The organism is Pseudomonas sp. C2.3V (assembly GCF_058536325.1).
Genome location: NZ_JBZUBN010000003.1, coordinates 99,213 through 123,949 on the forward strand (window position 1 = coordinate 99,213; position 24,737 = coordinate 123,949).

The following is a 24,737-nucleotide window of genomic DNA, read 5'->3' on the forward strand; positions in this document are numbered from 1 at the left end:
AAACCAACTTGGCCGAGCATCTCTAGCGGGTGCTCAAATTTTGTCTGATGTCACCATTCAAAACACGCAGCATCAACGAAACTCAGCTGCAAGCTCAGAATCGCCAGCCCACTCAAGCGCATCAGCCATATCATTGAAGGCGCGGCAGTGGTTGTCAGTTTTGCTGACCTCAAGGATTCGCTTGTTGTCACGGATCTGGAGAACCCAGTACTCATCGGTCTCGCGGATTAATGAGGTTGCGATGAGGTTTCCGTTTCGGGCTGCCAGGATCATGGCTGGTTTCCTTCGTGGTAGACCCTTGAAAAAGTGCTTAAAGTGACTCCTGTCGCTGTGCCTACCAGCCACTTCAGAGCTTCGGACAGGATCAGCAGAAACGCTGCTGCCGCTACGGTCAGGCCAAGGCTGGACTCAAAGCCCGGCGTGTATTCGCGTATCCCGTAAGCGAAATACAGGAGTATCAATGCTGGCACTAAGACCACTCCAATACTCACTATGAAGGCCTGCCATATAGTGAATAATCGGCTCAGGGTGAGGCCGGGGCCTACCACGGCCAGTACCCACAAAGCGCAGACTGCTCTGGCAAAAACCTCACTCCCAAAGCCAATAACCAGGGCCAGCACGGCGTAATAGATAGTCGCGTATATACATATCGCCGCTACCCTTTTTCCAAAAGGCTGTGCCTTCGCAGATCCCTCCATCACTCGGTACCCTTTTGCGGGGTTTCCAATACATCGTCAATGTCGCCAAGGCTTAGTGTGAATAGCAACATACATGCACCGACAATAAACCAAAAAATGCTAAGCATGGCAGGAAGAGCAAGATAGCCGGGCTTGAACCAGGGTGCGAGATGAGGATCAACGTTCTCAAGAGGTAACAGCACGTTAAACCAAAGATATGTCATCAGAGGGAGAGGCACGGTGAATAGAGAACCCAACAGTAGGCGTTTGCGAACAATCCAGAAATACCTGGCTATCCTCTTGGTTCTTTGAAAGCTCATGTCTGTACTCCATTGCAGTTGTGTCGGAAAAGTCGACTACTCAAAGCAGGTCGGACATTGTCAGCGTCTCATGGAAAATGCCTGATGCAAGGGCTGCTACGTGCGATCTTTCTTCCATAGCATGCATACGAATATCCAGAAGAATAGGAGGAGGGCCAGGGTTTCCGCTTCAGTGGTTACTCCGGTCTCAGTGCTATAAAAAAGACCATTTTCTTCTGCTCGCTCCAGGAAAGATGGAGGAAGGAAGAAGTACACTATTGTTGTTGCTGCTACGCAGCATGAAAGTATTAACCGAACGATTTTGTCGACAGCTGTCAGTTTTATTTCGGTTTCCTTTGACACCGAGTCGTCGCGCTTCATTGCGGTTGTCCTCTGATTCAGAATCGTCGGGATTCAAGCCGTTCCAGGCAACTACAAATTCACTGTTCGTTCTTTGCCTGCTCGTTAAACTGATCCATTGCCTGGCCCAGCTGTACGCTGGTGCCTTCGATATAGTCCGGCCATGGCACGAAGGGATTTGAGGTCAATGCGTTAAGCACGTAGGCCTTGGGGCAGCGATACACCACCGGCTGGCCCTTTTCGTAGTGCGCCAGCACGATATCGCTCTTGCAGTCGGGCATGTCCGTGATCTCGGCTATCTGTTTGATGGCGCCGTAGTTCACCATGCCGCTGTTTTCATCCATAAAGGCGAGCTGCTTGACGACAGCAATGGCGCTGACAAGACCGATCAGGATGGGCATTACTGCAAAGCCAACCGCTGAGAAGGAGCTGCGCTGGCTCAAGCCTCGTAGCTTGAAAGCGCCAATCCCTGCAACCAGTATCGAGCCTGCCAGCGCCAGCCAGATGACCAGTTTTCCGGAACCCATGGTGATCTCGTTACCGCGCGCTACCATAACCCCCTGATAGACCGTCATCAGTACTGGCGCAGCCATCAAACAAGTAGCCAAAAACAGGAGCGCCATGTACTCGGCCTTTTGCCACAACCTGTTTGTGAATATCAGGTTGAACTGGTAGGTGACGGACGCGCCCATCATGATCGAGCATGCAAGTAGATACACTGTATTTCCCTATTTCTGATCTTTGATTGCCAGGGCAATAGTGCCCAGCAGCAGTACCGCTGCGGCAAGGTTAAGCGCCACAAGCAGGCCCATCGACATTAACCAGGTGAACACAAACTCAATGCAGTCCACAGCGCCTGAGGCGCCACTGTCACAGACCTGAGACTGCTCAGCCAGCACGGCAAAGATGGTTTCGTAGTAGGCCAATTCCCATACGAAAAACGCTACAGGCATCAGGATGAGCGATACCAGAAAGGGGCCTAACCCTGTCTTGTCGGTACCAACCTGCTCTGCTTTGTGCTCAATGCTTTCGTTCAAGGCTGCAATCCCCTGTCTATTCAAGCCTTCGTTCAGGCTGGCGATTGATGCTGAGTACGGATCTGGTTTACCAGATCGTCGAACCCTGCTGGGGCCTTGAGAGACTCTGGTACCCGTATTTCATAAAAGCCCGGGATGGCGCTGCGGTGCAGCGTGGCATTGCTGCGAAGCCATCGATAGTTTGCTGCCTCGGCCCTTAATCCTTGCCTTGCGCGATAATGCTCTTTCAGTGCAGCCTCCTTCTCGGCAAGTTCTGCGTCTTTATGCTTAAGGGCTTGCATGAGCTGCTCACGCTCGGCCTCCAGCTCAGCGAGTCTTTGTTCGGCTGGCTCGGCTTTGGCCTGCTCAGCTTCCTTGCTCACGTGCAGTACATAAACAGGACCATGGCGGTCCAACCAGTCCTGCACATCCCCACCGGACCACATCTTGCGCAGCATGGTAGGAAAGCGCAGCGGAACCAGTTTCGTTTGTTCAGCCGGCTCGGCTGATATCTCACCCACAGATGCTTTAGTGTTCATGGTTACTCCTCGTTTGGAGTGGCTGGGATTATCTCTGGATTTGTTGATTTCTAGCCTGATCGAACCGCTCAGTAACTGTCTTGCCCAGTGCGGCCATGCATAGAAGGAAAAGCGCTAGAAGTGCACCCAACAGCACTATGGCCATGATGCTGGTGACTGCAACAAAGACAGGGCCCGGCTCCGATGCGCCCCCGAAAAAACTCATGATCAGTTGCGCGGCGTTGATCCCGAAGTGGCTGGCAGTAGCGGTAATCAGGTAGCCCAGTCCATACAGTCCATGGAAGCCTCCCCATAGAGCAGCTACGAAGACCACCAACGTCCCAAGGCCTATGCAGATGTATCGAAAAGTGGACATGGCTGCTCCTATCTACGTGTCTTCAGCGTCATGCAGTAGAAGCAAGCCGCGATGAACAGGCCGATCAGATAGCGGTACAGGTCAGGCGTGTCCACGGTTGAAAGGGCATAAGCCACTAAGCCAAAGGCGGCCACTGTCAGTACGCAGCGCATAATGGCGGCGGAAAGCGTGTCGGTGACCGCCAAACCAAAGCCCGCCATGACAATTCCCAGCAAGGCAAAAAGCGCGATCAGCCACTCCGGGATAAACAGGTTTACTTCCCCGCCAGGCGTCGCCTGCCACATGGAAAGAGTCAAAGATGCGGCCATTAATGTAATTGACCCCGCCAGCGGATACAGCCATTTGCGGTTGCGATCAAAGTAGTCCGGCTTGTCTTCGGTCCCGGTGATCCTGTCAAAGAGGCTCATGTTCTGTTCTCTCCGTACGCTTCGGGTTGTAGCCATTGCATGGCCTGCTTCTCGATCCGGTCCTGCAGCTGCCTGACCGAAGTGTTCACGTCTTCACTGCATGTGAATTCAAGCATTTGCTCGAGCACGATCTTTGCGGCCCTTGCCGCTACCGCACACGCGATGTCATAGCTGCGGGAGCAGGGTTGCTGGGCAGGGCGGTACCATGGCCAGACGGCATGTGTTCGCTGGCCCGGCATCCACTCGTCCACGGATCGATCAACCAGACAGAACCACCCCACCGTCCATAAACCCGTGTCGGAGCTCCAGGATGGCAACAGCTTCACGACTACCGTGGCATGGCCGAACTTGCAGCGGTGCTCGCCTTCAAACACGACCGGATCCACGAGTGCCTCCAGCGTTTCCGGAAAAAGCTCTGCGTTGCATTGAATGCTCATCGCTGGATCTCCTGAGCAGTGGGTGTATATCCACCCTCTCACGGGTTATTCGGGATGCAAGCGGTCTACTTTGGCTTTTTAGCCAGCCACTGTTTGCATTTTTTAACCAGGCGCGGGTTGTAGATTCCTTTCTCGAAAAACAACATGTAGGCAAAGGTAAAAGCCATACCCGTCAGGATGATCTTGCTGGAGAGAAACTCATCGTTGGGTAAACTCAAGCCGTAGCAGCCGCAGAGGGATAAGGCTACAGCGAACGCCACTCTCACTTTTTCATCTTGTTCTTTGTTCATCTTGGAATCTCCGTCAAGGTTGATACCTCGCTGGGTTGGGATGCCCTGTTCAGCGGTACGGCTACTGGCAGGGCATACTCAGTTGATGACAAGATCACTCGCCGCCAACGATCCATGCGGTGAGCATGGGCAGCATGACCGTGCAGATACCGGTCAGGGTCAGTGCTTCAGGAATACCAATAGCCATAACATCCTCCTTCTCTCGTTTTATGGGGTGGGTGACACAGGGTGTAGTGCAGAGCGTGCATCCCAGCAGACGAGCACCAGCTCGCCCGGAATGGCCACTTTCAGATACCGGCGCAGGAGTTCATCGCGGCGGTCGTTGAAGACATTGCGCATACCACCGCGCAACAGCGTGGTAATGCCGCATGAAAGCCCAACGGCCAGCATAGCTACCGACGTCAGCGGGGATGACAGCAGAGCCGGCAGGCCACGGGAGATCAATAACTGGAAGTCGTCTGGCGCCAGCAGGCCAAGGCCCAGCAGCGCCCAGAAGGCAAAGAGAGGCACAGCCCGGAAAAACAGGGTGAACATGCGCAGTGCGTACTTGAGTATTTCAACGGCTTGCGCCAGATGCAGGCGCCGGTCACGGCGGCTCTGCTGGATCAGCCATTGATAGCGGCTGTCCTCGATCCGGCCAACCCGTACACCATTAACCAGCACGGTCCAGATCAGTTCTCGTGATGCATTCATGGCTTAACCCTCCAGCTAGATTCCAGGCTCGCACTCGATATCGCCAAACGGTGAAGTCAATTGCCCGCACAGCGCATGGGTGTTTTTCCAGCTAACGGTGTAGGTCTGCGCTACACGCGGGTCGTTATGAATACTCGTTGCGGCAATGCGCAGCCGGGACAACTGCTCGGGGGTTGGCGAGGGATAGGCGCGGCGCCATTCGTTCACGAACGCGTTGACGGCTGGATCGTTCAGTGCAGTGAGGCCGACCAGAATGCTGTCCTGCGCTTCATTGCGCTGGGCCGAGTAGTTCACCTGTGCAGCCTGCTCTGCATCGCCGCTCCAGAGCCAGATACCCCACGCCAGCAGTGCAACCAGTAGGAATGGCATTACCCGCCCTCACGTCCCCATGAAAAGGACTGCCAGTGTAAAGCGGGTACAGGCCCTCTAAACCTCGTGGTTGATACCCGCGCGGGTATCAACCACGAGGTTTGGGGTATAAAAAAAATATTGATTTCTTGGAATAACCTGCTAGCCGCCTTACCCAAAGCGGCGCTGTACAGAATGCACAAACCTTTTGCCGCCCCGATTAAAAACGCCCCTAAAGGGTATTTTTGGCTGTACAGCCTGTACCCGTAAAAATCCTCTTTGGAAGCCCAAAAAACTTTAAAAATTAATGCCTTAAAGTGCCTTTTCAGCCCTTGCATAACCGGATTTCGATGAGACGCTGGATTTAGGAAGCAGGAACAAACCCACCGTCTGAACAGAGGTCAGCCATGTCTGAATCGGTCGAAATCAAGCACCTTGCAGTTGCCCGTATCCGCCGCAACTCCAACCAGCCGCGCAAGGGGCGTAATGCCGAGCGCTACGAGGCGTTCAAGCAAAGCATCAAGGCTCAGGGCGTCTTGCAGCCGATCCTTGTTCGTCCCGTCAGCAATGATCCAGACCACGACTACGAGGTGGTGGCAGGCGAAACACGCTGGCTGGCCTCTGGCGAGCTGGGCATCGAGACGATCCCCTGTCTGGTCAAGGAAATGTCGGACGATGAGGCTCGCGTGGCGGCTGTGACCGAGAACGTACAGCGCAGCGACATGACGCCGATTGAGGAAGCCAACGCGGCAGCAGCGCTCTTGGTGCAGTGCGAGAACGACCACGACGAGGTGATGCGGCTGCTCGGCTGGAGCCGTTCCAAACTCAGCGCCCGTATCCTCCTGACCCATGCCAGCGGTGCGGTGGAAAAGGCGCTACTGGACGGCCAGATCAAGCTCGGCCATGCCGAACTGTTGTGCCCCCTGGAACACCACGATCAGGACATGGTGCTGGCCAAGATCATAGAAGGCAATGTTGGCGTTACCGAGGCGCGGGACCGTCTGATAAAGCTCACCCGCCGCTTGGATCAGGCAGTGTTCGATACCGCCAAGTGCATCGGTTGCTCGCACAACTCATCTTCTTATGCAGACCTTTTTGATACCAGCGTAGGTTCAGGCCAGTGTCAGAACCTCACCTGCTGGGGTGACAAGGTAAAGGCTCATCTGGATGCCGCTATCGAGGACGCCAAGGCCGAATACGGCACCGTTCACCGCGCCGATCAGGTTCCGGCCAACAGCTACCAGATCATTGCCACAGACGGCAGTAAAGGTGTGGGGCAGGAGCAGGCAACAGCCTGCCTGTCCTGCGCCAGCTACGGCGTCATCCTTGATACCCGCAACGGCAAGGAAGGCTCACTGGTAGGCCGTTATTGCTTCAACAGCGCATGTCATGAAGAAAAAGTCAGCGACTACCAAGCGGCAGTGAAGGCGGCAACTCAGCCCCTACCCGCACCCACGACAACTACGGGCACGGCTGGCGCAACCTCAATCACAACCGCGCCCAAGGCCAAGGCTGCAAGCAAGCCCAAAACGCTTCGCACAGCCCTTCGCCGCGTGGCACACAAGGCCCATGTCAAACTCGCACATGGGCACTTTACCAGTGCTCCGGCCTACGGCTACGCACAGGCTATCTCAAGCGTCGTGAATGACCTGAGCCGCGACATTGAAGCAGGACTTGCAGACAAGATGCTCAAGTCCGAGGGTCTTCCCCCACGCCCTTCGATGGTTCGTGAGCGCGTGAAATGGATTGCTGATCTTGCCCAGCACGAAGAAGCCAAATTGCTGGCCGCACTGGTCCAGCTTTCGGGCCTCACCTTCTGCCGAACTGTCACCAATGACGAGTTTGATAATCATGAATCCGGCCTCTTGGCAGGCGAGCTGATCGCACGTCACAGCCTTGATCCGCGCCAGACATTCAGCGTCACCCGCGAATACTTGGACATATTGACCAAGGACGAACTGGTAGCGGACTGCGAGCGCTCGGGGTTTGGAGTGGCCTACGAGAACACACACGGCAAGGGGGCATTCAAGAAGCTCACCTCAAGCAAGAAGGAACTGGTCGAGGCCATGCTCCTTCCGCTAGACGGCTTCTCATGGCAGGGCTACCTCCCCGTCTTCCTCACTCCCGCACCGGCAAAAGCGGCTGACAGCAGCCCCTCCGTAGCTGCCTGAACCCATAACTAAAGGAGCCTCACATGACTTTTTTCACCTCCATTGCCAGTGCTGTTACCGCCCAAGGCCGCATCAACATCGAAGCCTCCGGCGCAGGCGAAGGCCGCGTTCGGCTGGTCCTGTCAGCCAACCTCGGCCCTGTCGAGGACAACGCCAGCGACGAGATCAAACAGGTCCACGCGCTGATGACCCGCCCGCTGGTAGCCACCGGCACACCGGAAGAACTGGAAGCCGCGCTAACCGCCAAGCTCGCGCAGGTGAGCGCCGTGGTAGCCGAAGGCACCGCCACGCTTGAAGCCTTGCGCCAGATCAGGGAACAGGCCAGCAGCAAGGCGGTAGCGGCTCCTGTACCCACCACCCCAGCCGCGACCGCACCCGCGCCAGCCGAGGACGCCAGTGAGGATGAACGTGAATCCGTCACGTCACCCGCCGAGGCGGAAGACATTCCTTTCTCCATTGGCGACCATTTCTGAGGATCATGACCATGCCTGCATCCATTCTTACGCTCACTCGCATTTTCCGTTCCAGCGGCCAAGACCTGCCGGACCCGAACCCTGAGCTTTCGCCCGAAGAAGTGTTGCGCCATTACGCCCGCAGCTACCCGCGCCTGTTAGGAGCAAAAATCATTGATCCCATTATCGAAGGAGACCGCCATGTCTACGAGTTCCGGCAAGCATCGTTTGGAGCCAAAGGTTGATCCACTGGCCATCTTGGACGCATGGGGCAGCGGCGATCTCGCTGCCCACACTGCGCCGCTACACACTAAAAATTCGCTCACTCACGACCAGTTGAGGAAGCTATGGGCACTCCTGAATACTCCATCAGCACCGGGCACTATAGATTTGGTCCTGCCGCGCTAACCCCTCTGACATTGCCGCATGTTTCAGTAGCCATGCGGCAAGTGTTAGGGGATGAGTTCGAGCAAACACATGCTTTCCTCGTCGATCACAGAAGTCATGCCCTGTTCTGTCGCGCCGCTTTTGAAGGCGGACTGATTGACGACAAGGCGCTGGCATTACTGGCCCTTTATCCCAATCGCTATGGGCTGTACCAGCTTACCCAAGTCGTCATCAAGGCTCTTGAAGCAAGAACCTGCATAAGCAGAAAAGGACTGATCCCAGGTATCAGGAAACGCATCGAGCGCCTTAGCCAACCCATGATTGACGAGCTATTCGCATCTCGTCTGACTGCCGCCTGTATCCGCCAACACCTGATCGAGACAGAGGATGTCGAGCCGCTTCTACCACAGGGACCAGCATGCGCCGCTGAACTGCTGGCGCTATGTGAAGGCGCTTTGCAGGAGGTGCTTAAAACCAACGGAGAAAGGCTCCGGTGGCACTTCGACGCAACGATTGAGGGAGATGAACTGGTCCTCAGTGCGACCGAGTTCAACCAGATAGAGCTTATGATTCCCGAAGGCGAAAGGCATGAGGAAATTCGCATCCTCATCCTGAAAACACTGGATGCCATGAGCCACTTTCTGGTGCCATTCCATACGCCAGCGAGCTTTATCGGGCCTGATGGTATGTATTCAACCATCTACGGTGAAGCCTATGACGCCATGAAGGAAAGAATGGCCGGATGGACCCATGAGGAACTGATGGATTATCTGGCCGACACGCATGAAGATGAATACCCGTTTGAATCATGGGCCTTGGGGCTGGACGGTAGCCGAGATGAAGGCACCTGCGAGCGTGCAGCAGCGCTGCTCGAAGAAATGCGCGACTTTGACCAGAACTACAACATTAGACTGAACTATGACTATGTAGACGGACACCTGTGCGATGAGATGAGGGAGTTGCTTGACCAACTCCAGCAGCTACGTGCAGATGCTTCATCGCTAGCGCCGGTACTGGATGTCCTTTCGGAAGCGCTGGAAGTCTGCATGGCTGGCGCAGACAGTTACTTCCCCATTCATGAGCATTTCTACAACGGGTCCGCCGAGGAAAGCGTGGTTTTTTTCGAAACCCTTTATGCCTCGGTTGCAGGCCCACGCTTCACCTGTCTGGAAGAGGATGCCCTTGAGCATTTCGACGGGTACGCGCAGAACTCCTGCGCGTTGTTTGTTGCATTCCCACTTTCTCATGAGAGATTGGAAAAGGAAGTACTGCCCATCCTTCACCGGATGCAGCAATGCCTTTACCTGCTGGACAGACTCGACATCGCCTTGAAGGAATTCAGCCATGCTTAACGAGCAGATCAGTTCCAAAGCCCTTCTGATTCATCATCACAAGCAGACCGGCAGACTTGATCTGACCAGCCACGACATCATGCCGCTGGATGAGGGCAGGCAGTTTACCCTTGGGGCAGGCCGAGCCTTTAGTGCGTGGGACAAAGAGACGCTTCTGAACGTGCTGCTGGACGAGATGCCCGAGGCCGAATTTATCGGACCAAACATACTGGTTCGTGGCCGTAATATGCTGGTCTGGTACACGCCCAAGCAGATTATTGATATTCCGTTTCGCGGTGAATTGATCCGAGCGCCCATTCCGGGCCTGATCTACGTCGCTCAAGCAAACCGTGCATTACGCAGCTTTGCCTTCAAGGGCAATGCTCGCCCCACGCCTGATACCGAGCTTTTCTACGTGCCGCTGGGCAATGTGTATTCCGGCGGCACGTTCTGCAACGGAAACGTTAATCTTCCGCGCAACATATCGCCTTCCAATATCGAAGTCTGGCAGCGCTTTGTACTGGAAAGCACCAACACCCATCAGGGCACCATCTGCCCAATGAAGGGTATTCGAGGCTTTGAGGACTTGATCGAGTTCTATCGCAACCTTTCGGCCAAGGCCAAAACATTTCCTGCCTCACGACTTGTCCCGCTTACATGCCTCGGTGACAAAATTCGGCTGAGTGATGTAATCAAACCGGAGGCTGCCGTATGAGCGCTGCCACGCCCCTGTACCCTGAACCCACCGTTTTCAAGACGCCCGATCACTGGCGCTCGAAGGCACCGAATATCGTGGTCATTGGCGCGGGCGGCAATGGCAGTGAGGTCGTGGATACCCTTGCCGCGTTTCATCATGCGCTGGTCTCGCTGGGGCATCCCACAGGACTACACGTCACGATCATTGACGACAGCGTTGTGCGTGAGCCGAATCTGGTGCGCCAGCGCTTCTGGCCCTGTGATCTAGGGCAAAACAAGGCCGTGAGCCTTGCCAACCGCTACAACCTGATGCTGGGCCTGTCATGGACGGGCCTTCCCTGCCGTTTCCCCTGCAAACAGACCTATTCCGCCATTGAAGGGGCTGACCTTATCATCTCGGCGGTAGACCTGCCCTCGGCTCGCCGTGATATATCCCGTATCCAGTACGGCAAACGGTTGTGCATGTGGCTGGACCTTGGCAATGGCCACCGCCACGGACAGGCTGTTTTCGGGGCGCTGCATGAGCAGAATCGCCGCCGCTATCCGTGCGTAATGGACGTATTTCCCGAGATCGCTACGCTGGAAGACGACTTGCGTAAATCATGTTCAGCCGCCGAGTCGATTGCCACGCAGGACTGCCTCGTCAACCGCGCCGTCACCACGGCAGGGATGAGCATTGTGTGGGAGCTGCTGCGCTACGGGCAGACCAGCAAGCACTGCGTTTCGGTCAATCTGGAAACGGGTGAGCAGATGACAGCAGGGTTTCCTTAAACTCACATGGTGTTGAGCTATGAAAATTGAGCATACCTTACGGGGCTTTGATCTGGTCACGTTTGAAGACCGATACGGCGTCAAGTGCAGCCTGCAAAAGAGCAGCCTTGCCGAAGAAGATGCTATCTGGCTGGGTTGTGACGATAGCGACCCGAAGATCATGGCTTCACGGGCAATGGAGTACGGCATACACACACACCAAACAACTGGATGGGTTCCTTTCCCGTTACCGGATGATGTTGTCATTAACACGCGAATGCACTTAACACGTGAGCAGGTCGCTGAGTTACTACCCTATTTGCATCATTTTGTGGAAACCGGCGAGATCGTGAAGAATGCGCCTTAACAGGTTAAAAAGACTCTTGTGTCCAACCAGCACCTAATTGGAGCCAGAAATGGCATTAGCATTTTTCTTGGCTGGAATGGGTATTTCCTCAGCTATGGCGTTTGGTTTCCTGTGCTATCTGGCCGTCCCTGAATGACGCCCTGAGCGAGAAAAAGCACAATACACATTGTTTGAAACATGAGCGGGATTAGAGGTGTTGCAAAGGAAGGTTTTGAAAGTCGAAGGTTCGAACTTTGTGGCCAGCGCAATCTGGGAGCAAGGGCCGGAGGGCTGGACGTGCATCGAGGCAGACACAACACTGGCATGGCTCAAGGGCCGCAGTGATGTCGGTGTAGGCTGGTTTATGCAGCGCAAGGGCTGGCAGTATTCGTGGGATATTGTCGATTCAAACCAAACTATCCTAGCTACATAGCAAGGAGAGAAACGTGAGCGAACAGACTGAACTGCACTTGAGCTTTGGCTCACCGGATCGGGAAACCGTCTGGAAGGCAAGAACGCTGCGTTTCAAGGTCCAGCATCGCTGGAATGTGCTGAGTGCCTTCATTACCGGCGATATCAGCGCCAGGTCATGCCTGTTCGGATTGAGATATCCGGCAGCGGTCATTCATCTCGTATCGAAGCGGCCACAGCAAGGGATGATCTGCGTATGTCCAGAAACAGCTCTTTTGAATCAGGCGCTACTCGAAGATTAATGTAGTCATTAGGGCATACCCCAGCGACTACATGTCAGACATTCGGAAAGATACGAGAATGATTAGATGATCAGGATGAGTATCGTCTAGCTAAGCCAACCTTCAGCCTGACCGGTAAAGATCATGGTTATCAGATCTTGAAACTGGCCTTGCTCAAGCCCGCCTGCATGCCAGATACCTTGAAGAATGGCCTGAAGCCTTAATAACGCGGTAGGGTCGGTATTGATAATTCCTGCCCGATGACTCTCTACAAGCTGTGCGAGGTAGCCTCCCTCCCCCAGGTAACTGTGGGCCTGCGCAAAAATCTGATCAATCTGGTGTTCACGGAATTCGGCGCTGTTCTGCTTATGAGGAGGGTTCATCAGATAGCCTTCAGCAGGTTTTTACTAGATAAATCACAGCCATCTGAAAGAGATGTTGCAATCGGGACAATGAAGCATGCTAAGGGTAGGCATGCATACGAGTTCGAAGGTGCCGCACTTAGGGCAGCAGCTTTTTATCGTCATTGTGGTATCTCTAGAAACCGGATTTGGGAAAAAGAGCTGCCGCAGGCTTGGGGTCGCGCTTGTACCTGCGGCAGCTTACACAAGAGTAAGCAATATCCATTGCTCCCGTAGAACTGACCTATATAGTCTCTAGAGGGTTGCGACCGTTTATCGGTACTTTGATAGAAAGGCTATTCCAACAATAGTTGACCAGTCATCGTCTTGTATCAGTAACCTATTTCCAGAATGGTAAATTAGCTACGCGGCCCGCTCTTCCTGGGCTACGTAGCTATTGCCCTATCTGGAAAAGATTAACTTGAGTGACCATTTCAATACTGCGATGCAACGTGTTGCTCGTGAACTGTATCCGCTGCGCTGTAGATATGAGTTTTTAACGGAAAGCAGCATCTGCCTTTCGATATATCACGCAGTAGAAAGCATGTTGATTTACTCCTGCTCTCTTTCCTTCGACGATCTGAGTGACTCAGGCCGTATAGATCATTTGATTCAGCAGATCCTTGTCCAGGCGGACCAAAGGCTGAGGATTAATCAAGACTAGACAGGCAGTATTAAATTCTATGGTCTATGCTAACTGGCGAATTGCCAGATGATTGATAACTCGAAAGATTATGCCTTTGCGACGTCGTATAGAGCGCCTGGTTCAGGTGTTCAACAATACCTATGAAATCCAGGCCCACCCTGTAAGCGACGATGAAACGTTGCTATGTATAAAGACGCGATCAGGTGAGACGCTGCTAACCCGAAACCTTAAGCCCAGCCATATTGCAAATAGCGCTCTCCTGGACCTGATCATTGCCGACTGCGAAAGGGAGATTAGGCAACACGAGACGGCTCAGGATTTGGCAGCCGTAAAGGCAGAGATCCGGAATACCCTGAAGGATTCTAATAAACAGGACTAAGGCCAGATTCAGAGAATGGGGTGTAGTTCAAAATCAGTACTGTCATTAACTCGAGTAATGGTTAGTCCTGACACGATGCCCACAGGCGTCCCGTTAATGAAGAGCTTGCCATCCAGAATCTCACCCGTGTTTAGGTCTCGATCTTTACCTTCGTAAAACAGCCCCTTATGAATTTCAGCAAACCTCACACCGTTATATCTGACCTCATAAGAGGCGTCAGGATTGAAAGCAATAGGTTCGTCCATTGTTCCCTCAGTGAGCTGAGATATCAGCATTGAAGAAGGCCAATCTACCTGCAAAACCATTTTCATCAAAGAAACGGCATTGGTAGCTTAACTATCACCACTGGTTATGCAAACCTGCCCAGAATGACAGCCACCTAGCTGTATTCATTAGGGTGTACCCCAGCGGTAACAGCGAGCAGCTATCGTCTGGGTGTAGCGATAAATAGGCAAAGGGACTTAAACGACTACACCGCCTATTCGCTACACCTAACGACTACACTCAACCACCTGATTTTGCCCTCAAGCTGGAAGATTATTCCCTTTCAATAGATGATGCCATTTAGATGGCATTTGTTTGGATACTCCAGCGTCCATCGCCTAAAAATTAGCTTTCTCGCTTAACGAGGCATGTTCGCTGTGCTCCTTTGCATAGGTTGAAACATTGACGGGAACTGTATGCATGGCCATGCTGTATAAAAATACACACAACCATGCCGCTCGGATGTCGTCATGCAACCCAACCACATCACCCTTTTAGGCCCGCTTTCGGCCACGGATTTAACCCTCCCGCTTTATGGGTATCGCGTTCCGGCAGGCTTTCCCAGTCCCGCCCAGGACCACATCGAGGAACGCATATCGCTGGACCATCTGCTTGAGATCCAGGCACCCCATACCTACCTGGTGCGTGCCCATGGCGACAGCATGATTGGGAGTGGTATCCACGACGGTGACCTGCTGGTCGTTGATCGATCAGCAGATGCGGTACAGGGTGACGTGATCATTGCTGCCATCAATGGCGATCCCGTGGTCAAGCGACTTGGCAGAGTTGGCGAAACGCTGGCGCTTCTTTCCGATAACCCTCTCTACCAGCCCCGGCTGATCCTTGAAGGCGACGACCTTGAGGTGTGGGGCGTTGTGCGGTGCAGTCTGCGGACGCATCGCGGTCATGTTTGATAAAATCTATTGTCTGGAAGATTGTAATAGCTTCTACGCATCGTGTGAAAGAGTATTCAGGCCTGATTTAGAACACACTCCGATTGTCGTCTTAAGCAACAACGATCTGAGGGATCGCGTCTGTTAGTCAATGTGTACGTTTCAAAAGGAAGTTAAAATTTGTTTTCCTCATAGGCTGAGGTGATTCGAAAAGGTACTGTTGAGTTTTTGAATCAGGCGTGACTTCTATGGCCTTGAGCATTCGCACGGCGGTAAAAACAGACGCCGTAGCCATTCAGCAGATTTACGCACCCGTGGTACTTGAAACGGCGATCTCCTTTGAAGAAGTGCCTCCGACCGTTGAAGAAATCGCGCAGCGGATAGCGACAACGCTTGAGACATACCCCTACCTGGTGGCCGAGGAGGCAGGAGTAATCAAAGGATATGCTTATGCAAGTCAACACCGGGCACGCCCAGCCTACCGGTGGGCCGTGGACGTGACGGTGTACATCGCTGCATCGGCGCGCCGTCAGGGCATCGGCCGACTGCTCTATGAAAAGCTGCTTCCGACGCTTGAGAAGCAGCGGTTTAGAGCTGCCTACGCAGGTATAGCGCAGCCTAACGTGGGCAGCGTAAGACTGCATGAGGCGCTAGGTTTCGTGCACATTGGGACCTACCCCGAGGTGGGCTTTAAACTCGGTAAATGGCACGACGTTGGCTATTGGCGGCTCGGGCTATGCCCGTTAACTCCACCGTTGGACCCTGTGCTTTTCCCCGACCTTGAGGATGATTTGAAATAGCCCGAACCGGCATACGCACTTTTGGCGCGGACGGACTGGAGGCCGGGAATCCCATAACGGGAGCACCAGGCTACTCAGCGAGATAGCTTTGCACTTGCTTAACCACCTCGCGGGCGGTTCGAGTGACTCCGATCAGCGTGGCGGAAGCGAGCCCCGTCCAATCGCCATAGCCCACCAGCCAAAGATTAGGTAGATCAGCGCTCCGGTTCTCGGTCAGCGCGACCTTGCCGTCCTTTCCGACAATCCCTAAGCTGGTCAAGTGATCGAGTGCCGGGGAGAAGCCTGTGCACCAGATCACCACGTCCACTGTCGTCTCGTCGCCGGTTGGCCATACCACCCCAGTTGACGTGAAGCGGGTGAAGGGCCGTACCGCACTCAATACACCGCGTTCGCGGGCTTCCTTTACCGACGGCAGCATCACGATGTCGCCTAGCCCGCCAGCAGGCTTTTGAACGTCCTTACCCGCTTGTTGGGCTTGCAATCGTGCGGTGGCTCGCTCGAACAGTGCACGCCCATCGACCTCATCGGGCAGAAAGGTCGGCAGCTCCTGCGTCACCCACGTCGCCTTGGCCACCTTTGAAACCTCCGCGTAAATCTGGGCTCCCGAGTTGCCACCGCCAACGACCAGTACACGCTGCCTCTCGAATATCCCTGGCCCGACATAATGCGCCGAATGCAGCTGCTGGCCTTCGAACGCCGCTTGCCCTGGATAGGTAGGAATGAAGGGATGGCTCCAGGTGCCGGTTGCACTGATGACCGCTTTGGCCTCCCAGTGGCGGTTTGCGGAAAAGACCTGCAACCCATCCTCGGTCCTTTCGACTCGGGTTACCCGCGTGGAGTGGTAGATGGGGAAGTCATACCGGCGCTCGTAGCGGCTCAGGTAGTCAATCACATCGTCCCGCCCCGGCGTCTCCTCGGGCACAGCGGGCATCGGCCAGCCGGCAATGGAGCTCCAGGCCGAAGGCGAAAACAGCCGCAGCGAATCCCAGGCATGACGCCATGCCCCTCCGGGGCCCGGCTCGGCATCGAGCACCACATAGGACAAGCCGGTGCGCTTCAAAAAATAAGCCACGGTGAGTCCCGATTGGCCACCGCCAATGACTACAACGTCTACGCGGTCTACGCGCTCCGCTCGATCCACCGTTGATCCTCCCGCCTACCTGGCGTCACTAGCTTCGATTCAGACGCGGCGGCCTTGTTCATCAACGACGACCTGCCCGTCTTCCTTGACGAAGCCGCCACGTTGGTCCTGCGGCAGCAGGTCCAGCACCGCTTCGGAAGGCCGGCACAGGCGGGTACCCAAGGGCGTCACTACGATAGGACGATTGATCAGGATGGGATGCTCCAGCATGGCTTCGATGAGCTGGTCCTCGGTCAAGGCCGGATCGCCCAGCCCCAATTCTTCGTAAGGAGTGCCCTTGATACGCAGCAGGGGACGCGCGCCGGTACCCATTGCCTCGATCAGGCCGACCAAGGTTGCGCGATCCGGCGGGGTCTTTAGGTATTCGATAATGGTGGGCTCTTCGCCGCTGTTGCGGATCAACGCCAGGGTATTGCGAGAGGTGCCGCATTGCGGATTATGGTAGATCGTGATTTGGCTCATTCGAGAAGGCTCGCGGTAGGGATGCGTTAGATGGAGCGCTGGTTGACGCGCTTGGAGAGCTCTTCAGCAGACTCCTTGCGTTCGGAGTAGCGATCAACCAGGTAGTCCTGGCGATCACGCAGCAGCAACGTGAACTTCATCAGCTCCTCCATCACGTCCACCAGGCGGTCGTAATACGATGAGGGCTTCATCCGGCCAGCCTCATCGAACTCCGTGAAGGCTTTGGCCACCGAAGACTGGTTTGGAATGGTGAACATACGCATCCAGCGGCCCAACACGCGCAGCTGGTTCACCACGTTGAAGGACTGCGAGCCCCCGCACACCTGCATTACGGCCAAGGTTTTACCTTGGGTAGGTCGTACCGCGCCGATGGCCAGTGGCACCCAGTCAATCTGTGCCTTGAATACTGCGCTCATCGCGCCATGCCGTTCAGGCGAGCACCACACCTGCCCTTCCGACCACTGCATCAATTCGCGCAGCTCCTGCACCTTTGGGTGGGATTCGGGGGCATCGTCCGGCAGCGGCAGGCCGGACGGATTAAAGATGCGGGTTTCAGCGCCAAACTCTTCCAGTAGGCGTGCCGCCTCCTGAGTCACCAGGCGGCTGAATGAGCGTTCCCGCGTCGAGCCGTACAGGAGCAGAATCCTAGGCTTGTGCCGTGACGGGGCGGCGGGTGTCAGCTGCTCCAGCGTAGGAAGGTTGAGCAGGTCTGTCTGCACATTGGGTAAGGCTTCTTGCATAGCACTCTCCTAAGGTTGTGCCTCGCGGGCACCGCCTTGGTTGATCTTCAAAGCGTTCCGATACGGCCCAGTTCGGCTTTCAACTGCTCATCGCCGATCGTTGCGAAGGGCAGCGCCAGGAAGGCGCGCACGCGCTCCTGGATCTTGGCTAGGGTGGTAGCGAACGCCGCCGCAATGTCGGCTTCTGACCCGGTGGCTTCCGAGGGATCGGCTAGGCCCCAATGTGCTTTCAAGGCTGGGCCGAAAAAGATAGGACAGGCTTCGCCAGCAGCCCGATCACAGACGGTAATCACGATGTCCGGAGGCGAGCTTTCAAAAGCGTCCGACGCCTTGCTGCTCAAACCCTCGGTGGGAATACCCGCGGCCTCTAGCGTTTTCAGGGCTCGCGGGTTGACCCGACCACTGGGAAAGCTGCCCGAGCTGACTGCTTCGAAGCCATCCGGGGCCAGGTGATTGAACACCGCTTCGGAAAGAATGCTGCGGCAGCTGTTGTGGGTGCACATGAACAGGACTTTCATAAGTGGGTTCCTTGATTCAAAAACTCAGGCGCAAGGCCAAAGCACAGAGGGTGGCAATGAGGATAGGCAGGGTCAGCACGATCCCGGTCTTGAAGTAGTAACCCCAGCTGATGGTGATGCCCCGCTTGGCCAGCACATGCAGCCACAAAAGCGTGGCCAGGCTGCCAATCGGCGTGATCTTCGGCCCCAGGTCGCAACCGATGATGTTGGCGTACACCATGGCCTGCTGGACCACGCCATCAACGTCGGCGGCATGGATAGACAAGGCGCCAACCAACACCGTGGGCATGTTGTTCATGATCGAAGACAGGAAGGCGGTCAGCAGACCCGTGCCCAGTGACGCTCCCCATAGGCCGTAGCCCGCAAAGACGTTGAGGATTTGTGCGATGTAGTCCGTCAGGCCCGCGTTTTTCAAGCCGTAGATCACCAGGTACATGCCGAGGGAGAAAATCACCACTTGCCAGGGTGCGCCCTTGAGCACCTTACCGGTGTTGATTGCATGACCTCGGGCCGCGATCACATACAGAACGAACGCGCACACCGCTGCGATGGCACTGATTGGAACGCCCAGTGGCTCGATTACGAAGAAGCCGATCAGGAGCACCGCCAATACCCACCAGCCGGCTACGAACGTTGGACGGTCGCGGATCGCCTCGTCAGGATGATGCAGCTGCGCGAGGTCGTAGGTGTTGGGCAGCTCCTTGCGGAAGAACCACATCAGCATCAGCAAGGTCGCCGCCACGCTGACCAGGTTCACCGGGGCCATGACAGACGCGTATTCACTGAAGCCGATATTGAAGTAGTCCGCCGAGACAATGTTGACTAGGTTCGACACCACCAAGGGCAAGCTCGCCGTGTCTGCGATAAAACCGGCCGCCATGACAAAGGCCAGGGTGGCGGCGGGGGAAAAGCGCAACGCCAAGAGCATCGCGATCACAATCGGGGTGAGGATCAACGCGGCGCCATCGTTGGCAAAAAGAGCAGATACCGCCGCGCCTAGGAGAATGATGAAGGCGAACAGCTTGCGCGTGCTGCCTCCTCCCCATCGTGAGACATGCAATGCGGCCCATTCGAAAAAGCCGGCCTCATCTAGCAGCAGGCTAATGATGATGACCGCGATGAAAGTCGCGGTGGCATTCCAGACGATGTGCCACACCTGAGGGATATCAGCAACGCTGACTACACCGGTCAGCAGGGCCAGCACGGCGCCAAAAGTAGCGCTCCAGCCTACCCCCAGCCCTCTGGGTTGCCAGATAACGAGCACGATAGTGGCTATGAAAATCAGTACGGCAGTCAGCATTTCGGTAACTCGGTTGGGAGGTGATTCAATCGCACACGGCCTGATTGACGGGACGGTCGTTCATGCCGCACAGGCGCTTTGTCTCTGTTTCCAGCCACTGCTGATTGGCGTCCACTACGTCTTTGAGCACGGCAGTGACCCATGCGGGCAACTCGGGATGTAAGCGGTAGTACACCCACTGGCCTTGGCGGCGATCCATCAGCAACCCGGACGAACGCAGCAGGGCCAGATGACGGGAAATCTTCGGCTGGTTCAGGTCAAGGGCTGCGGTGAGTTCACAAACACATAGCTCGCCTTCGCTCACGATAAGCATCACGATTTTGGTCCGGGTTTCATCTGCTAGACATTTGAATAACGCGGTTGGGGTCATAGGAAGCATCATGTTGGCCCTTCCAGCTGCCTGGTCTTAACCAACACAAAGAGCTTTATGCGTTCGTGAATGTCCTCGAGCGTATGGCGAAATGCAGCGGGATTTTCGCTTGTCACAGGATCTGGAAAAATCCCATGCAATGATTTCTCCGGTACTTGGAATTGCATAGCATTCGCTCGCAGCCTTGTCGCATAAGGTGATTACATAATCGAATCGGTCGTCACGAAACTCGTCGATGGATTTACTGCGCAGGCCCGACGCATCTATACCTGCGTCCTCCAAGGCTTCGATGGTGCGCGAGTCGACAATCGAAGGCTCGGACCCGCCACTGAAGGCCTCAAAGCGAGGATCGGTATGCCTAAGCAATGCCTCTGCGAGCTGGGAACGAGCAGAGTTGGCAACGCATACGAAAAGCACTCTGATAGGAAGGCTCATAATTCACCTGTGCGAATATAGAGTCTTAAACATACGCGAATACGGATATGCGGTAAAGCGTATATGTGTTCGTTGCTTCAACGCTTAGGACGGCGGCGGGTAACCGGCCGGGCCGGCAAAGGGGTACACATACGAACCGAGCATAGGGATACGACGCACGTTACATCTGAATTACACCCAACGACCCATCAAAGCGCAAATCTGTTAGCGAAATATAATTCTTATAAATCAATAGGTTATGTTATTCTAATCGTTAGCACCATTCAGATACAACGATGGCTGCGTTATTGCTCGTTGCGCCTTGGCCAAGAAATTAGGGATCAAGATGGGAGCGCCCTATTTCCAGATCAGGGACGAGCTAAAACGCCTTGGAGTTCAAGTATTTAGCTCCAATTATGCGCTTTATGCCGACCTTAGTGCTCGGGTCATGTCATGTATAGAATCTATTAGCCCTGCCTGTTAGATATATTCTATAGATGAAATATTCCTAGATCTATCAGGAATACAGGAATGCCCTGAAAAGCTTGGCAGGGAAATCAAGGCGCGGGTATACAAATGTACCGGCATCCCTATAGGCGTTGGGATCAGTACTACCAAGACGCTGGCCAAGCTGGCAAACCATGCAGCCAAGCGCTGGTACAAGTCCACTGGCGGTGTACTGGATCTACGCGACCCGGAGCGGCGCAACCGGGCGCTGCAGCACATCGATGTCGGTGACGTCTGGGGCGTTGGGCGACGACTTGAGGAAAAGCTCAAGCTGCTGGGCATCGAGAAGGCATGGGACCTCGCCCAGTACGACGCCTGGTCGATCCGCAAGATGTTTAGCGTCGTGTTGGAAAAAACAGTACGCGAGCTGCGCGGCATCTCATGCATCGATCTGGAAGAGGTGGCACCACCCAAGCAGATGATCTGCACGTCCAGGATGTTTGGTCAGCGCCAGTACACCTTTTCCGCGCTGGCTGAGTCAGTGGCCAGCTACACGGCTCGGGCGGCAGAAAAGCTCAGAGCGCAGCAGTCGCTCTGCCAGGTTATGCGTGTAGGCATTCAGACGGGTATGCACGGCCCGCCGGAGGAGCGCTACTCCAATGGAGTCATCCTGAACCTGCCCTACCCCACCGATGACACCCGTGTACTGGTCCAGTACGCCTTGCACGGCCTGAAACACATCTACCGCGAAGGCTATGGCTACGCCAAATCCGAGATCCTGCTCATGGACTTAAAGCAGCGTGGCGAGTACTCCATGGATCTATTCCAGCCCGAGCAGTCAGCTGGGGCCGATCGGCTCATGAGTACCATGGACAGTATTAACCGCAAGTTCGGCAAAGGTATGCTCCGCCCTGCGCGTATCACGGCTCAACCCGGCTGGGCCATGCGGCGCGAGCTGATGACCCAGAGCTACACCACCCGGCTGGATCAGCTTTGGACGGTGCGTAGTTGAGAGAGTCGCTTCGACCAAAGATCGAGAGAAGGTACGGTCAGCCTTCCTGCGGAACTGTCCAGAAGATCTGGACATTGCCATCATCGCGAAAAGCCAGGGTTACGTTGTCGGTTTCCTCAAGCTCTTCCATGACCTGCTCCCATGCGTCATCTGGATCGCTTTCCAGTCGTTCAAGCAGGGCTGTTTTAGAACGTTGAGCCGCTGGACTGTTAATCACGCGCTGAAGACGCATCGCCAGGACCTCATAGGGTTTTGGAGCATGTGGAGCCGACGCAGTTTTCTTTGCCATGTGTACAACCCAATACTGTATACATTTACAGTATTACATGCCTCGCATCTAGATCAAGCTATTTCACAGGGCAGCTCCTGAGCGCCAGGAGCCAAGCAACCAATATTCACTCTGTACTTGGCTTTCCGCTCACCAGCCGGTTCAGCTCGGTGCGAACCATGTTGCGATACTGCTGCGGCTCCAATGCTTCGATCTGGGCATCTGCCCAGGCCCGAAAGCCCGCCTTGCGTTTTTCCTTCTCGCTGAAAATCCTCCCCGCCTCGGCATAGCTGCGCTCGCGATTCTGCTGCCAGAACGCAAACATCTCGGCCTTTTGGGCTTCAAGCGCGGCTCGATACTCGGCCGGGTGATTGGCAAGGTTCAAGGACAGTGTGGGGCTGGCGCTGGACGTGATTTCCATAGGTACAAGAGACTCCTGATCAAACAGCACAATGATACCTGCCTCTGCGGCAAAGGCCGTGCAGCTTGTCTGAACCCAGCGCTCCGAATGCTGCGTGGGCGAACTTGCATCATCGAGAACTCGTGAGACCTTGGGTATATAGCCAAGGAGAACATCATGTGCACACGCCCCGCCGTAATCATCCAAAAGGTCCTGAATCCAAGAGGTGATATCAGCCACTGCCGTATCCAGATAGGCTCAGCTACCCTTATTGCCCCGTTCAGCGAGAGCTTCGAAGCACTCGAAGCAAGGGTTAAACAGGCTACCGGGATCGAGCTGACAGTGGCTGAGGTTATGGCTGTGACGGCGGCATCCCGTGAACAGATGGAACGAGAGGCGTTGCGACTGAAAGAAGCACTCCTGACGTTGCCCTCAGGAACCGTGGCCAATGTAGAGGATGGGCTGTTTTTCTGGATCAATAGCCGCGGTGAGCTGGTATGGGCTGACTGCATACCCGGCCAGGATGATCCCACTCAGGTCTACCCAGGGCTGATCACCTGCATTGGCGAAATCGACACGCACGAACTCTATGCTATCGCGCAGAGCATCCGTATGTGGCTGGCCATCCCTGCGTTTATTCATGTTGATGCGGGCTGGTTAATCCGTACTGAGATCAATAAGACCCTTACCGAAAGGCGCGAAAGGCCCCGTACTTTTAGTGCGGGGATGGATAGCGCGGGCAGCGAAGCGGCCCTACAATCGCCGTATCCATATCTATTGATGGCGTAATGTTACATACCAAGACTCTCAAAGTTCGAGTTCGAGACAAGCACGCTCCTTTGCTTCGGCAGATGGCGCGTAGCGTTAATTTTGTCTGGAACTACCTAAACGAACTTAGTCAGCGCTACATTCGTGAGCGCGGAGGGTTCTTGTCGGCGTATGACTTGCAGAAGTACACGAACGGATGCGCTAAAGAACTAGGGCTACATAGCCAGACCGTACAGTGCGTCAGTAAGGAATATGTTACTCGCCGAAAGCAGTTTAAAAAGGTCCGTCTCAACTGGCGCAAGTCGGCTGGCGTCCGGCGCTCGCTTGGCTGGATTCCTGTAAATACCGGCGCTGCAAGCTGGAAAAATGGGCAGGTCTATCATAACGGCCACTATTTCAAAGTATGGGATAGCTACGGCCTGGCAGGGCATAAATTCCGCTCAGGCAGCTTTAGTGAAGACGCGCGCGGGCGCTGGTACTTCAATGTTGTGGTTGATGTTGAGGAATCGGTATCAATGGGCCAGGGCGCGGTGGGTATTGACCTCGGCCTGAAAGACCTGGCGACATGCAGTGACGGCAGAACGCTGGAAAATGGCAGGTTCTATCGTGATCTGGAGCCAAAGCTTGCCATCGCTCAGCGCAGCCGAAACAAGGCCAGAACACGTGCTATTCATGCCAGGATCGCCAACCGGCGCAAGGATGCCCTACACAAGTTTAGCCGTCAGCTTGTGAACGGCTACGGCACGATCATCGTGGGCAATATAAGCTCTTCAAAACTCGTTAAAACAAAAATGGCTAAGTCCGTCTATGACGCTGGCTGGTCCACGCTGAAAACAATGCTGGAATATAAATGCGATCACGCAGGCATTGTTTTTAAGGAAGTAAACGAGGCGTACACCACCCGCGCCTGTTCGGCTTGCGGCTCCTTAACGGGGCCAAAAGGCGTCAATGGGCTGCGTATAAGAGAATGGGCCTGCTGTGAGTGCGGTGTCGCTCACGACCGCGATATCAACGCGGCCAGGAACATTCTCGCGCTCGGGCATGAGCGTCCATCTGTGGGAATCCCCGTCCTTTAGGGCGGGGAGGATGTCAATGGACTCCCGTTGCATCTGGCGAACCCGCTCGACCAGCTCGGTATCCCGCGCCATCCGATCAGCCAATCGCTGATAGCGTCTGCGGTTAAATTCGGGATCAGCAGCCCGTCGGTGATAGTGCTCCAGATTGGTCCTGCGACGCTGCTTAGAAGCACAGGCGTCAGAACACGTATT

The 24,737-nt window shown here is 55.0% G+C and carries 36 protein-coding genes and 3 pseudogenes; 16 read left to right on the forward strand and 23 right to left on the reverse strand.

The window, feature by feature from the left end; translation table 11 throughout:
* Positions 1–72: 72 nt before the first annotated feature.
* The 12 genes from AC4LF3_RS23485 to AC4LF3_RS23540 form a co-directional block, all read right to left on the reverse strand.
* On the reverse strand, positions 73–273 hold the full coding sequence (locus AC4LF3_RS23485) for a hypothetical protein (RefSeq protein WP_010799339.1): 201 nt from the start codon (positions 271–273) through the stop codon (positions 73–75).
* On the reverse strand, positions 270–698 hold the full coding sequence (locus AC4LF3_RS23490; protein ID WP_181123727.1) for a hypothetical protein: 429 nt from the start codon (positions 696–698) through the stop codon (positions 270–272). The genes AC4LF3_RS23485 and AC4LF3_RS23490 overlap by 4 nt, the downstream gene beginning before the upstream one ends.
* Complete coding sequence (locus AC4LF3_RS23495) at positions 698–997, reverse strand: hypothetical protein (RefSeq protein ID WP_313727705.1); 300 nt, start codon at positions 995–997, stop codon at positions 698–700. Before AC4LF3_RS23495 ends, AC4LF3_RS23490 begins: the two co-directional genes overlap by 1 nt.
* A 419-nt stretch (positions 998–1,416) precedes the next feature.
* Positions 1,417–2,055, reverse strand: coding sequence for a hypothetical protein (locus AC4LF3_RS23500; protein ID WP_181123723.1), 639 nt, complete (start codon positions 2,053–2,055; stop codon positions 1,417–1,419).
* Between the two features lie 9 nt (positions 2,056–2,064).
* On the reverse strand, positions 2,065–2,373 hold the full coding sequence (locus AC4LF3_RS23505; protein ID WP_150345842.1) for a hypothetical protein: 309 nt from the start codon (positions 2,371–2,373) through the stop codon (positions 2,065–2,067).
* Between the two features lie 32 nt (positions 2,374–2,405).
* Positions 2,406–2,891 (reverse strand): SPFH domain-containing protein, encoded by a 486-nt coding sequence (locus AC4LF3_RS23510; RefSeq protein WP_125913249.1) that lies wholly within the window; start codon positions 2,889–2,891, stop codon positions 2,406–2,408.
* Positions 2,892–2,919: 28 nt separating this feature from the next.
* Positions 2,920–3,246, reverse strand: coding sequence for a hypothetical protein (locus AC4LF3_RS23515; RefSeq protein ID WP_125913248.1), 327 nt, complete (start codon positions 3,244–3,246; stop codon positions 2,920–2,922).
* 8 nt (positions 3,247–3,254) lie between these two features.
* A complete protein-coding gene (locus AC4LF3_RS23520) occupies positions 3,255–3,653 on the reverse strand; it encodes a hypothetical protein (protein ID WP_125913247.1) in 399 nt (132 codons plus the stop codon).
* Positions 3,650–4,090: a hypothetical protein gene (locus tag AC4LF3_RS23525; protein ID WP_150345843.1), complete on the reverse strand. Its 441-nt coding sequence runs from the start codon at positions 4,088–4,090 to the stop codon at positions 3,650–3,652. The genes AC4LF3_RS23520 and AC4LF3_RS23525 overlap by 4 nt, the downstream gene beginning before the upstream one ends.
* A 65-nt stretch (positions 4,091–4,155) precedes the next feature.
* Positions 4,156–4,380 carry a hypothetical protein gene (locus AC4LF3_RS23530; RefSeq protein ID WP_125913255.1) on the reverse strand — a complete coding sequence of 75 codons (225 nt, stop codon included), beginning with the start codon at positions 4,378–4,380 and terminating at the stop codon, positions 4,156–4,158.
* Between the two features lie 207 nt (positions 4,381–4,587).
* Positions 4,588–5,073, reverse strand: a complete 486-nt coding sequence (locus AC4LF3_RS23535) for a hypothetical protein (RefSeq protein ID WP_181123720.1) — start codon at positions 5,071–5,073, stop codon at positions 4,588–4,590.
* Positions 5,074–5,088: 15 nt separating this feature from the next.
* A complete protein-coding gene (locus AC4LF3_RS23540; protein ID WP_125913226.1) occupies positions 5,089–5,442 on the reverse strand; it encodes a hypothetical protein in 354 nt (117 codons plus the stop codon).
* Positions 5,443–5,828: 386 nt separating this feature from the next.
* Between AC4LF3_RS23540 and AC4LF3_RS23545 the strand changes: the two genes are divergently transcribed.
* From AC4LF3_RS23545 to AC4LF3_RS23585, 9 genes are all read left to right on the forward strand, one after another.
* Positions 5,829–7,592, forward strand: coding sequence for a PRTRC system ParB family protein (locus tag AC4LF3_RS23545; RefSeq protein ID WP_125913227.1), 1,764 nt, complete (start codon positions 5,829–5,831; stop codon positions 7,590–7,592).
* A 23-nt stretch (positions 7,593–7,615) separates the two neighbouring features.
* Positions 7,616–8,065 carry a PRTRC system protein E gene (locus AC4LF3_RS23550; protein ID WP_125913228.1) on the forward strand — a complete coding sequence of 150 codons (450 nt, stop codon included), beginning with the start codon at positions 7,616–7,618 and terminating at the stop codon, positions 8,063–8,065.
* 11 nt (positions 8,066–8,076) lie between these two features.
* A complete protein-coding gene (locus tag AC4LF3_RS23555) occupies positions 8,077–8,289 on the forward strand; it encodes a PRTRC system protein C (protein ID WP_019367245.1) in 213 nt (70 codons plus the stop codon).
* 102 nt (positions 8,290–8,391) lie between these two features.
* A complete protein-coding gene (locus AC4LF3_RS23560) occupies positions 8,392–9,783 on the forward strand; it encodes a hypothetical protein (RefSeq protein ID WP_019367244.1) in 1,392 nt (463 codons plus the stop codon).
* Positions 9,776–10,477, forward strand: a complete 702-nt coding sequence (locus AC4LF3_RS23565) for a hypothetical protein (RefSeq protein ID WP_019367243.1) — start codon at positions 9,776–9,778, stop codon at positions 10,475–10,477. Before AC4LF3_RS23560 ends, AC4LF3_RS23565 begins: the two co-directional genes overlap by 8 nt.
* Complete coding sequence (locus AC4LF3_RS23570) at positions 10,474–11,229, forward strand: PRTRC system ThiF family protein (RefSeq protein WP_019367242.1); 756 nt, start codon at positions 10,474–10,476, stop codon at positions 11,227–11,229. The genes AC4LF3_RS23565 and AC4LF3_RS23570 overlap by 4 nt, the downstream gene beginning before the upstream one ends.
* 19 nt (positions 11,230–11,248) lie before the next feature.
* Positions 11,249–11,575 carry a hypothetical protein gene (locus AC4LF3_RS23575; RefSeq protein ID WP_073450571.1) on the forward strand — a complete coding sequence of 109 codons (327 nt, stop codon included), beginning with the start codon at positions 11,249–11,251 and terminating at the stop codon, positions 11,573–11,575.
* Positions 11,576–11,786: 211 nt separating this feature from the next.
* Positions 11,787–11,987, forward strand: coding sequence for a hypothetical protein (locus tag AC4LF3_RS23580; protein ID WP_019367240.1), 201 nt, complete (start codon positions 11,787–11,789; stop codon positions 11,985–11,987).
* A 13-nt stretch (positions 11,988–12,000) separates the two neighbouring features.
* Positions 12,001–12,267 (forward strand): hypothetical protein, encoded by a 267-nt coding sequence (locus AC4LF3_RS23585; RefSeq protein WP_019367239.1) that lies wholly within the window; start codon positions 12,001–12,003, stop codon positions 12,265–12,267.
* An 86-nt stretch (positions 12,268–12,353) separates the two neighbouring features.
* Here AC4LF3_RS23585 and AC4LF3_RS23590 read toward each other — a convergent pair whose 3' ends face one another.
* Both AC4LF3_RS23590 and AC4LF3_RS23595 read right to left on the reverse strand, forming a co-directional pair.
* Positions 12,354–12,629 (reverse strand): hypothetical protein, encoded by a 276-nt coding sequence (locus AC4LF3_RS23590; RefSeq protein WP_239382979.1) that lies wholly within the window; start codon positions 12,627–12,629, stop codon positions 12,354–12,356.
* Between the two features lie 1,051 nt (positions 12,630–13,680).
* Positions 13,681–13,917, reverse strand: a complete 237-nt coding sequence (locus AC4LF3_RS23595) for a hypothetical protein (RefSeq protein ID WP_010799301.1) — start codon at positions 13,915–13,917, stop codon at positions 13,681–13,683.
* Positions 13,918–14,406: 489 nt separating this feature from the next.
* Here AC4LF3_RS23595 and AC4LF3_RS23600 point away from each other — a divergent pair, with 489 nt between their 5' ends.
* The 3 genes and pseudogenes from AC4LF3_RS23600 to AC4LF3_RS23610 all read left to right on the forward strand — a co-directional run bounded on the left by AC4LF3_RS23600 (position 14,407) and on the right by AC4LF3_RS23610 (position 15,629).
* Positions 14,407–14,850, forward strand: a complete 444-nt coding sequence (locus AC4LF3_RS23600; RefSeq protein WP_019367236.1) for a LexA family protein — start codon at positions 14,407–14,409, stop codon at positions 14,848–14,850.
* A pseudogene (locus AC4LF3_RS23605) lies at positions 14,843–14,956 on the forward strand (Y-family DNA polymerase); the annotation flags it as partial. The gene AC4LF3_RS23600 and the pseudogene AC4LF3_RS23605, both read left to right, overlap by 8 nt.
* Before the next feature lie 121 nt (positions 14,957–15,077).
* Positions 15,078–15,629, forward strand: a complete 552-nt coding sequence (locus AC4LF3_RS23610; protein ID WP_019367235.1) for an arsinothricin resistance N-acetyltransferase ArsN1 family B — start codon at positions 15,078–15,080, stop codon at positions 15,627–15,629.
* A gap of 70 nt (positions 15,630–15,699) precedes the next feature.
* Here AC4LF3_RS23610 and AC4LF3_RS23615 read toward each other — a convergent pair whose 3' ends face one another.
* The 7 genes and pseudogenes from AC4LF3_RS23615 to AC4LF3_RS23645 all read right to left on the reverse strand — a co-directional run bounded on the left by AC4LF3_RS23615 (position 15,700) and on the right by AC4LF3_RS23645 (position 20,595).
* Positions 15,700–16,770 (reverse strand): ArsO family NAD(P)H-dependent flavin-containing monooxygenase, encoded by a 1,071-nt coding sequence (locus AC4LF3_RS23615; RefSeq protein WP_019367234.1) that lies wholly within the window; start codon positions 16,768–16,770, stop codon positions 15,700–15,702.
* A 39-nt stretch (positions 16,771–16,809) separates the two neighbouring features.
* The gene (gene arsC, locus AC4LF3_RS23620; RefSeq protein WP_019367233.1) at positions 16,810–17,232 is read right to left on the reverse strand and encodes an arsenate reductase (glutaredoxin); all 423 of its coding nucleotides are present in this window, start codon (positions 17,230–17,232) and stop codon (positions 16,810–16,812) included.
* Positions 17,233–17,258: 26 nt separating this feature from the next.
* Entirely contained in the window at positions 17,259–17,972 is a 714-nt protein-coding gene (arsH, locus tag AC4LF3_RS23625; protein ID WP_019367232.1) for an arsenical resistance protein ArsH, read from the reverse strand.
* 47 nt (positions 17,973–18,019) lie between these two features.
* Entirely contained in the window at positions 18,020–18,490 is a 471-nt protein-coding gene (locus tag AC4LF3_RS23630; RefSeq protein WP_019367231.1) for an arsenate reductase ArsC, read from the reverse strand.
* A gap of 16 nt (positions 18,491–18,506) precedes the next feature.
* Entirely contained in the window at positions 18,507–19,790 is a 1,284-nt protein-coding gene (locus tag AC4LF3_RS23635; protein ID WP_491836864.1) for an arsenic transporter, read from the reverse strand.
* A gap of 25 nt (positions 19,791–19,815) precedes the next feature.
* Positions 19,816–20,172 carry a metalloregulator ArsR/SmtB family transcription factor gene (locus tag AC4LF3_RS23640; protein WP_019367229.1) on the reverse strand — a complete coding sequence of 119 codons (357 nt, stop codon included), beginning with the start codon at positions 20,170–20,172 and terminating at the stop codon, positions 19,816–19,818.
* Positions 20,169–20,595: pseudogene (locus AC4LF3_RS23645) on the reverse strand (arsenate reductase ArsC). Before AC4LF3_RS23645 ends, AC4LF3_RS23640 begins: the two are co-directional and overlap by 4 nt.
* Positions 20,596–20,881: 286 nt before the next feature.
* On the opposite strand from AC4LF3_RS23645, the pseudogene AC4LF3_RS23650 reads away from it, so the two are divergent.
* Both AC4LF3_RS23650 and AC4LF3_RS23655 read left to right on the forward strand, forming a co-directional pair.
* Positions 20,882–21,352 (forward strand): annotated as a pseudogene (locus AC4LF3_RS23650) (Y-family DNA polymerase); the annotation flags it as partial.
* Between the two features lie 60 nt (positions 21,353–21,412).
* The gene (locus AC4LF3_RS23655) at positions 21,413–22,033 is read left to right on the forward strand and encodes a DUF4113 domain-containing protein (RefSeq protein ID WP_019367227.1); all 621 of its coding nucleotides are present in this window, start codon (positions 21,413–21,415) and stop codon (positions 22,031–22,033) included.
* A 37-nt stretch (positions 22,034–22,070) separates the two neighbouring features.
* Here the strand turns inward: AC4LF3_RS23655 and AC4LF3_RS23660 are convergent, their stop codons facing one another.
* Both AC4LF3_RS23660 and AC4LF3_RS23665 read right to left on the reverse strand, forming a co-directional pair.
* A complete protein-coding gene (locus AC4LF3_RS23660; RefSeq protein WP_026004153.1) occupies positions 22,071–22,322 on the reverse strand; it encodes a DUF1654 domain-containing protein in 252 nt (83 codons plus the stop codon).
* 106 nt (positions 22,323–22,428) lie between these two features.
* A complete protein-coding gene (locus AC4LF3_RS23665; RefSeq protein WP_237719513.1) occupies positions 22,429–22,722 on the reverse strand; it encodes a hypothetical protein in 294 nt (97 codons plus the stop codon).
* 156 nt (positions 22,723–22,878) lie between these two features.
* Here AC4LF3_RS23665 and AC4LF3_RS23670 point away from each other — a divergent pair, with 156 nt between their 5' ends.
* Both AC4LF3_RS23670 and AC4LF3_RS23675 read left to right on the forward strand, forming a co-directional pair.
* Positions 22,879–23,490: a hypothetical protein gene (locus tag AC4LF3_RS23670; RefSeq protein ID WP_019367224.1), complete on the forward strand. Its 612-nt coding sequence runs from the start codon at positions 22,879–22,881 to the stop codon at positions 23,488–23,490.
* Positions 23,490–24,545: an RNA-guided endonuclease InsQ/TnpB family protein gene (locus tag AC4LF3_RS23675; protein ID WP_125912968.1), complete on the forward strand. Its 1,056-nt coding sequence runs from the start codon at positions 23,490–23,492 to the stop codon at positions 24,543–24,545. Before AC4LF3_RS23670 ends, AC4LF3_RS23675 begins: the two co-directional genes overlap by 1 nt.
* The last annotated feature ends 192 nt before the right edge of the window (positions 24,546–24,737 follow it).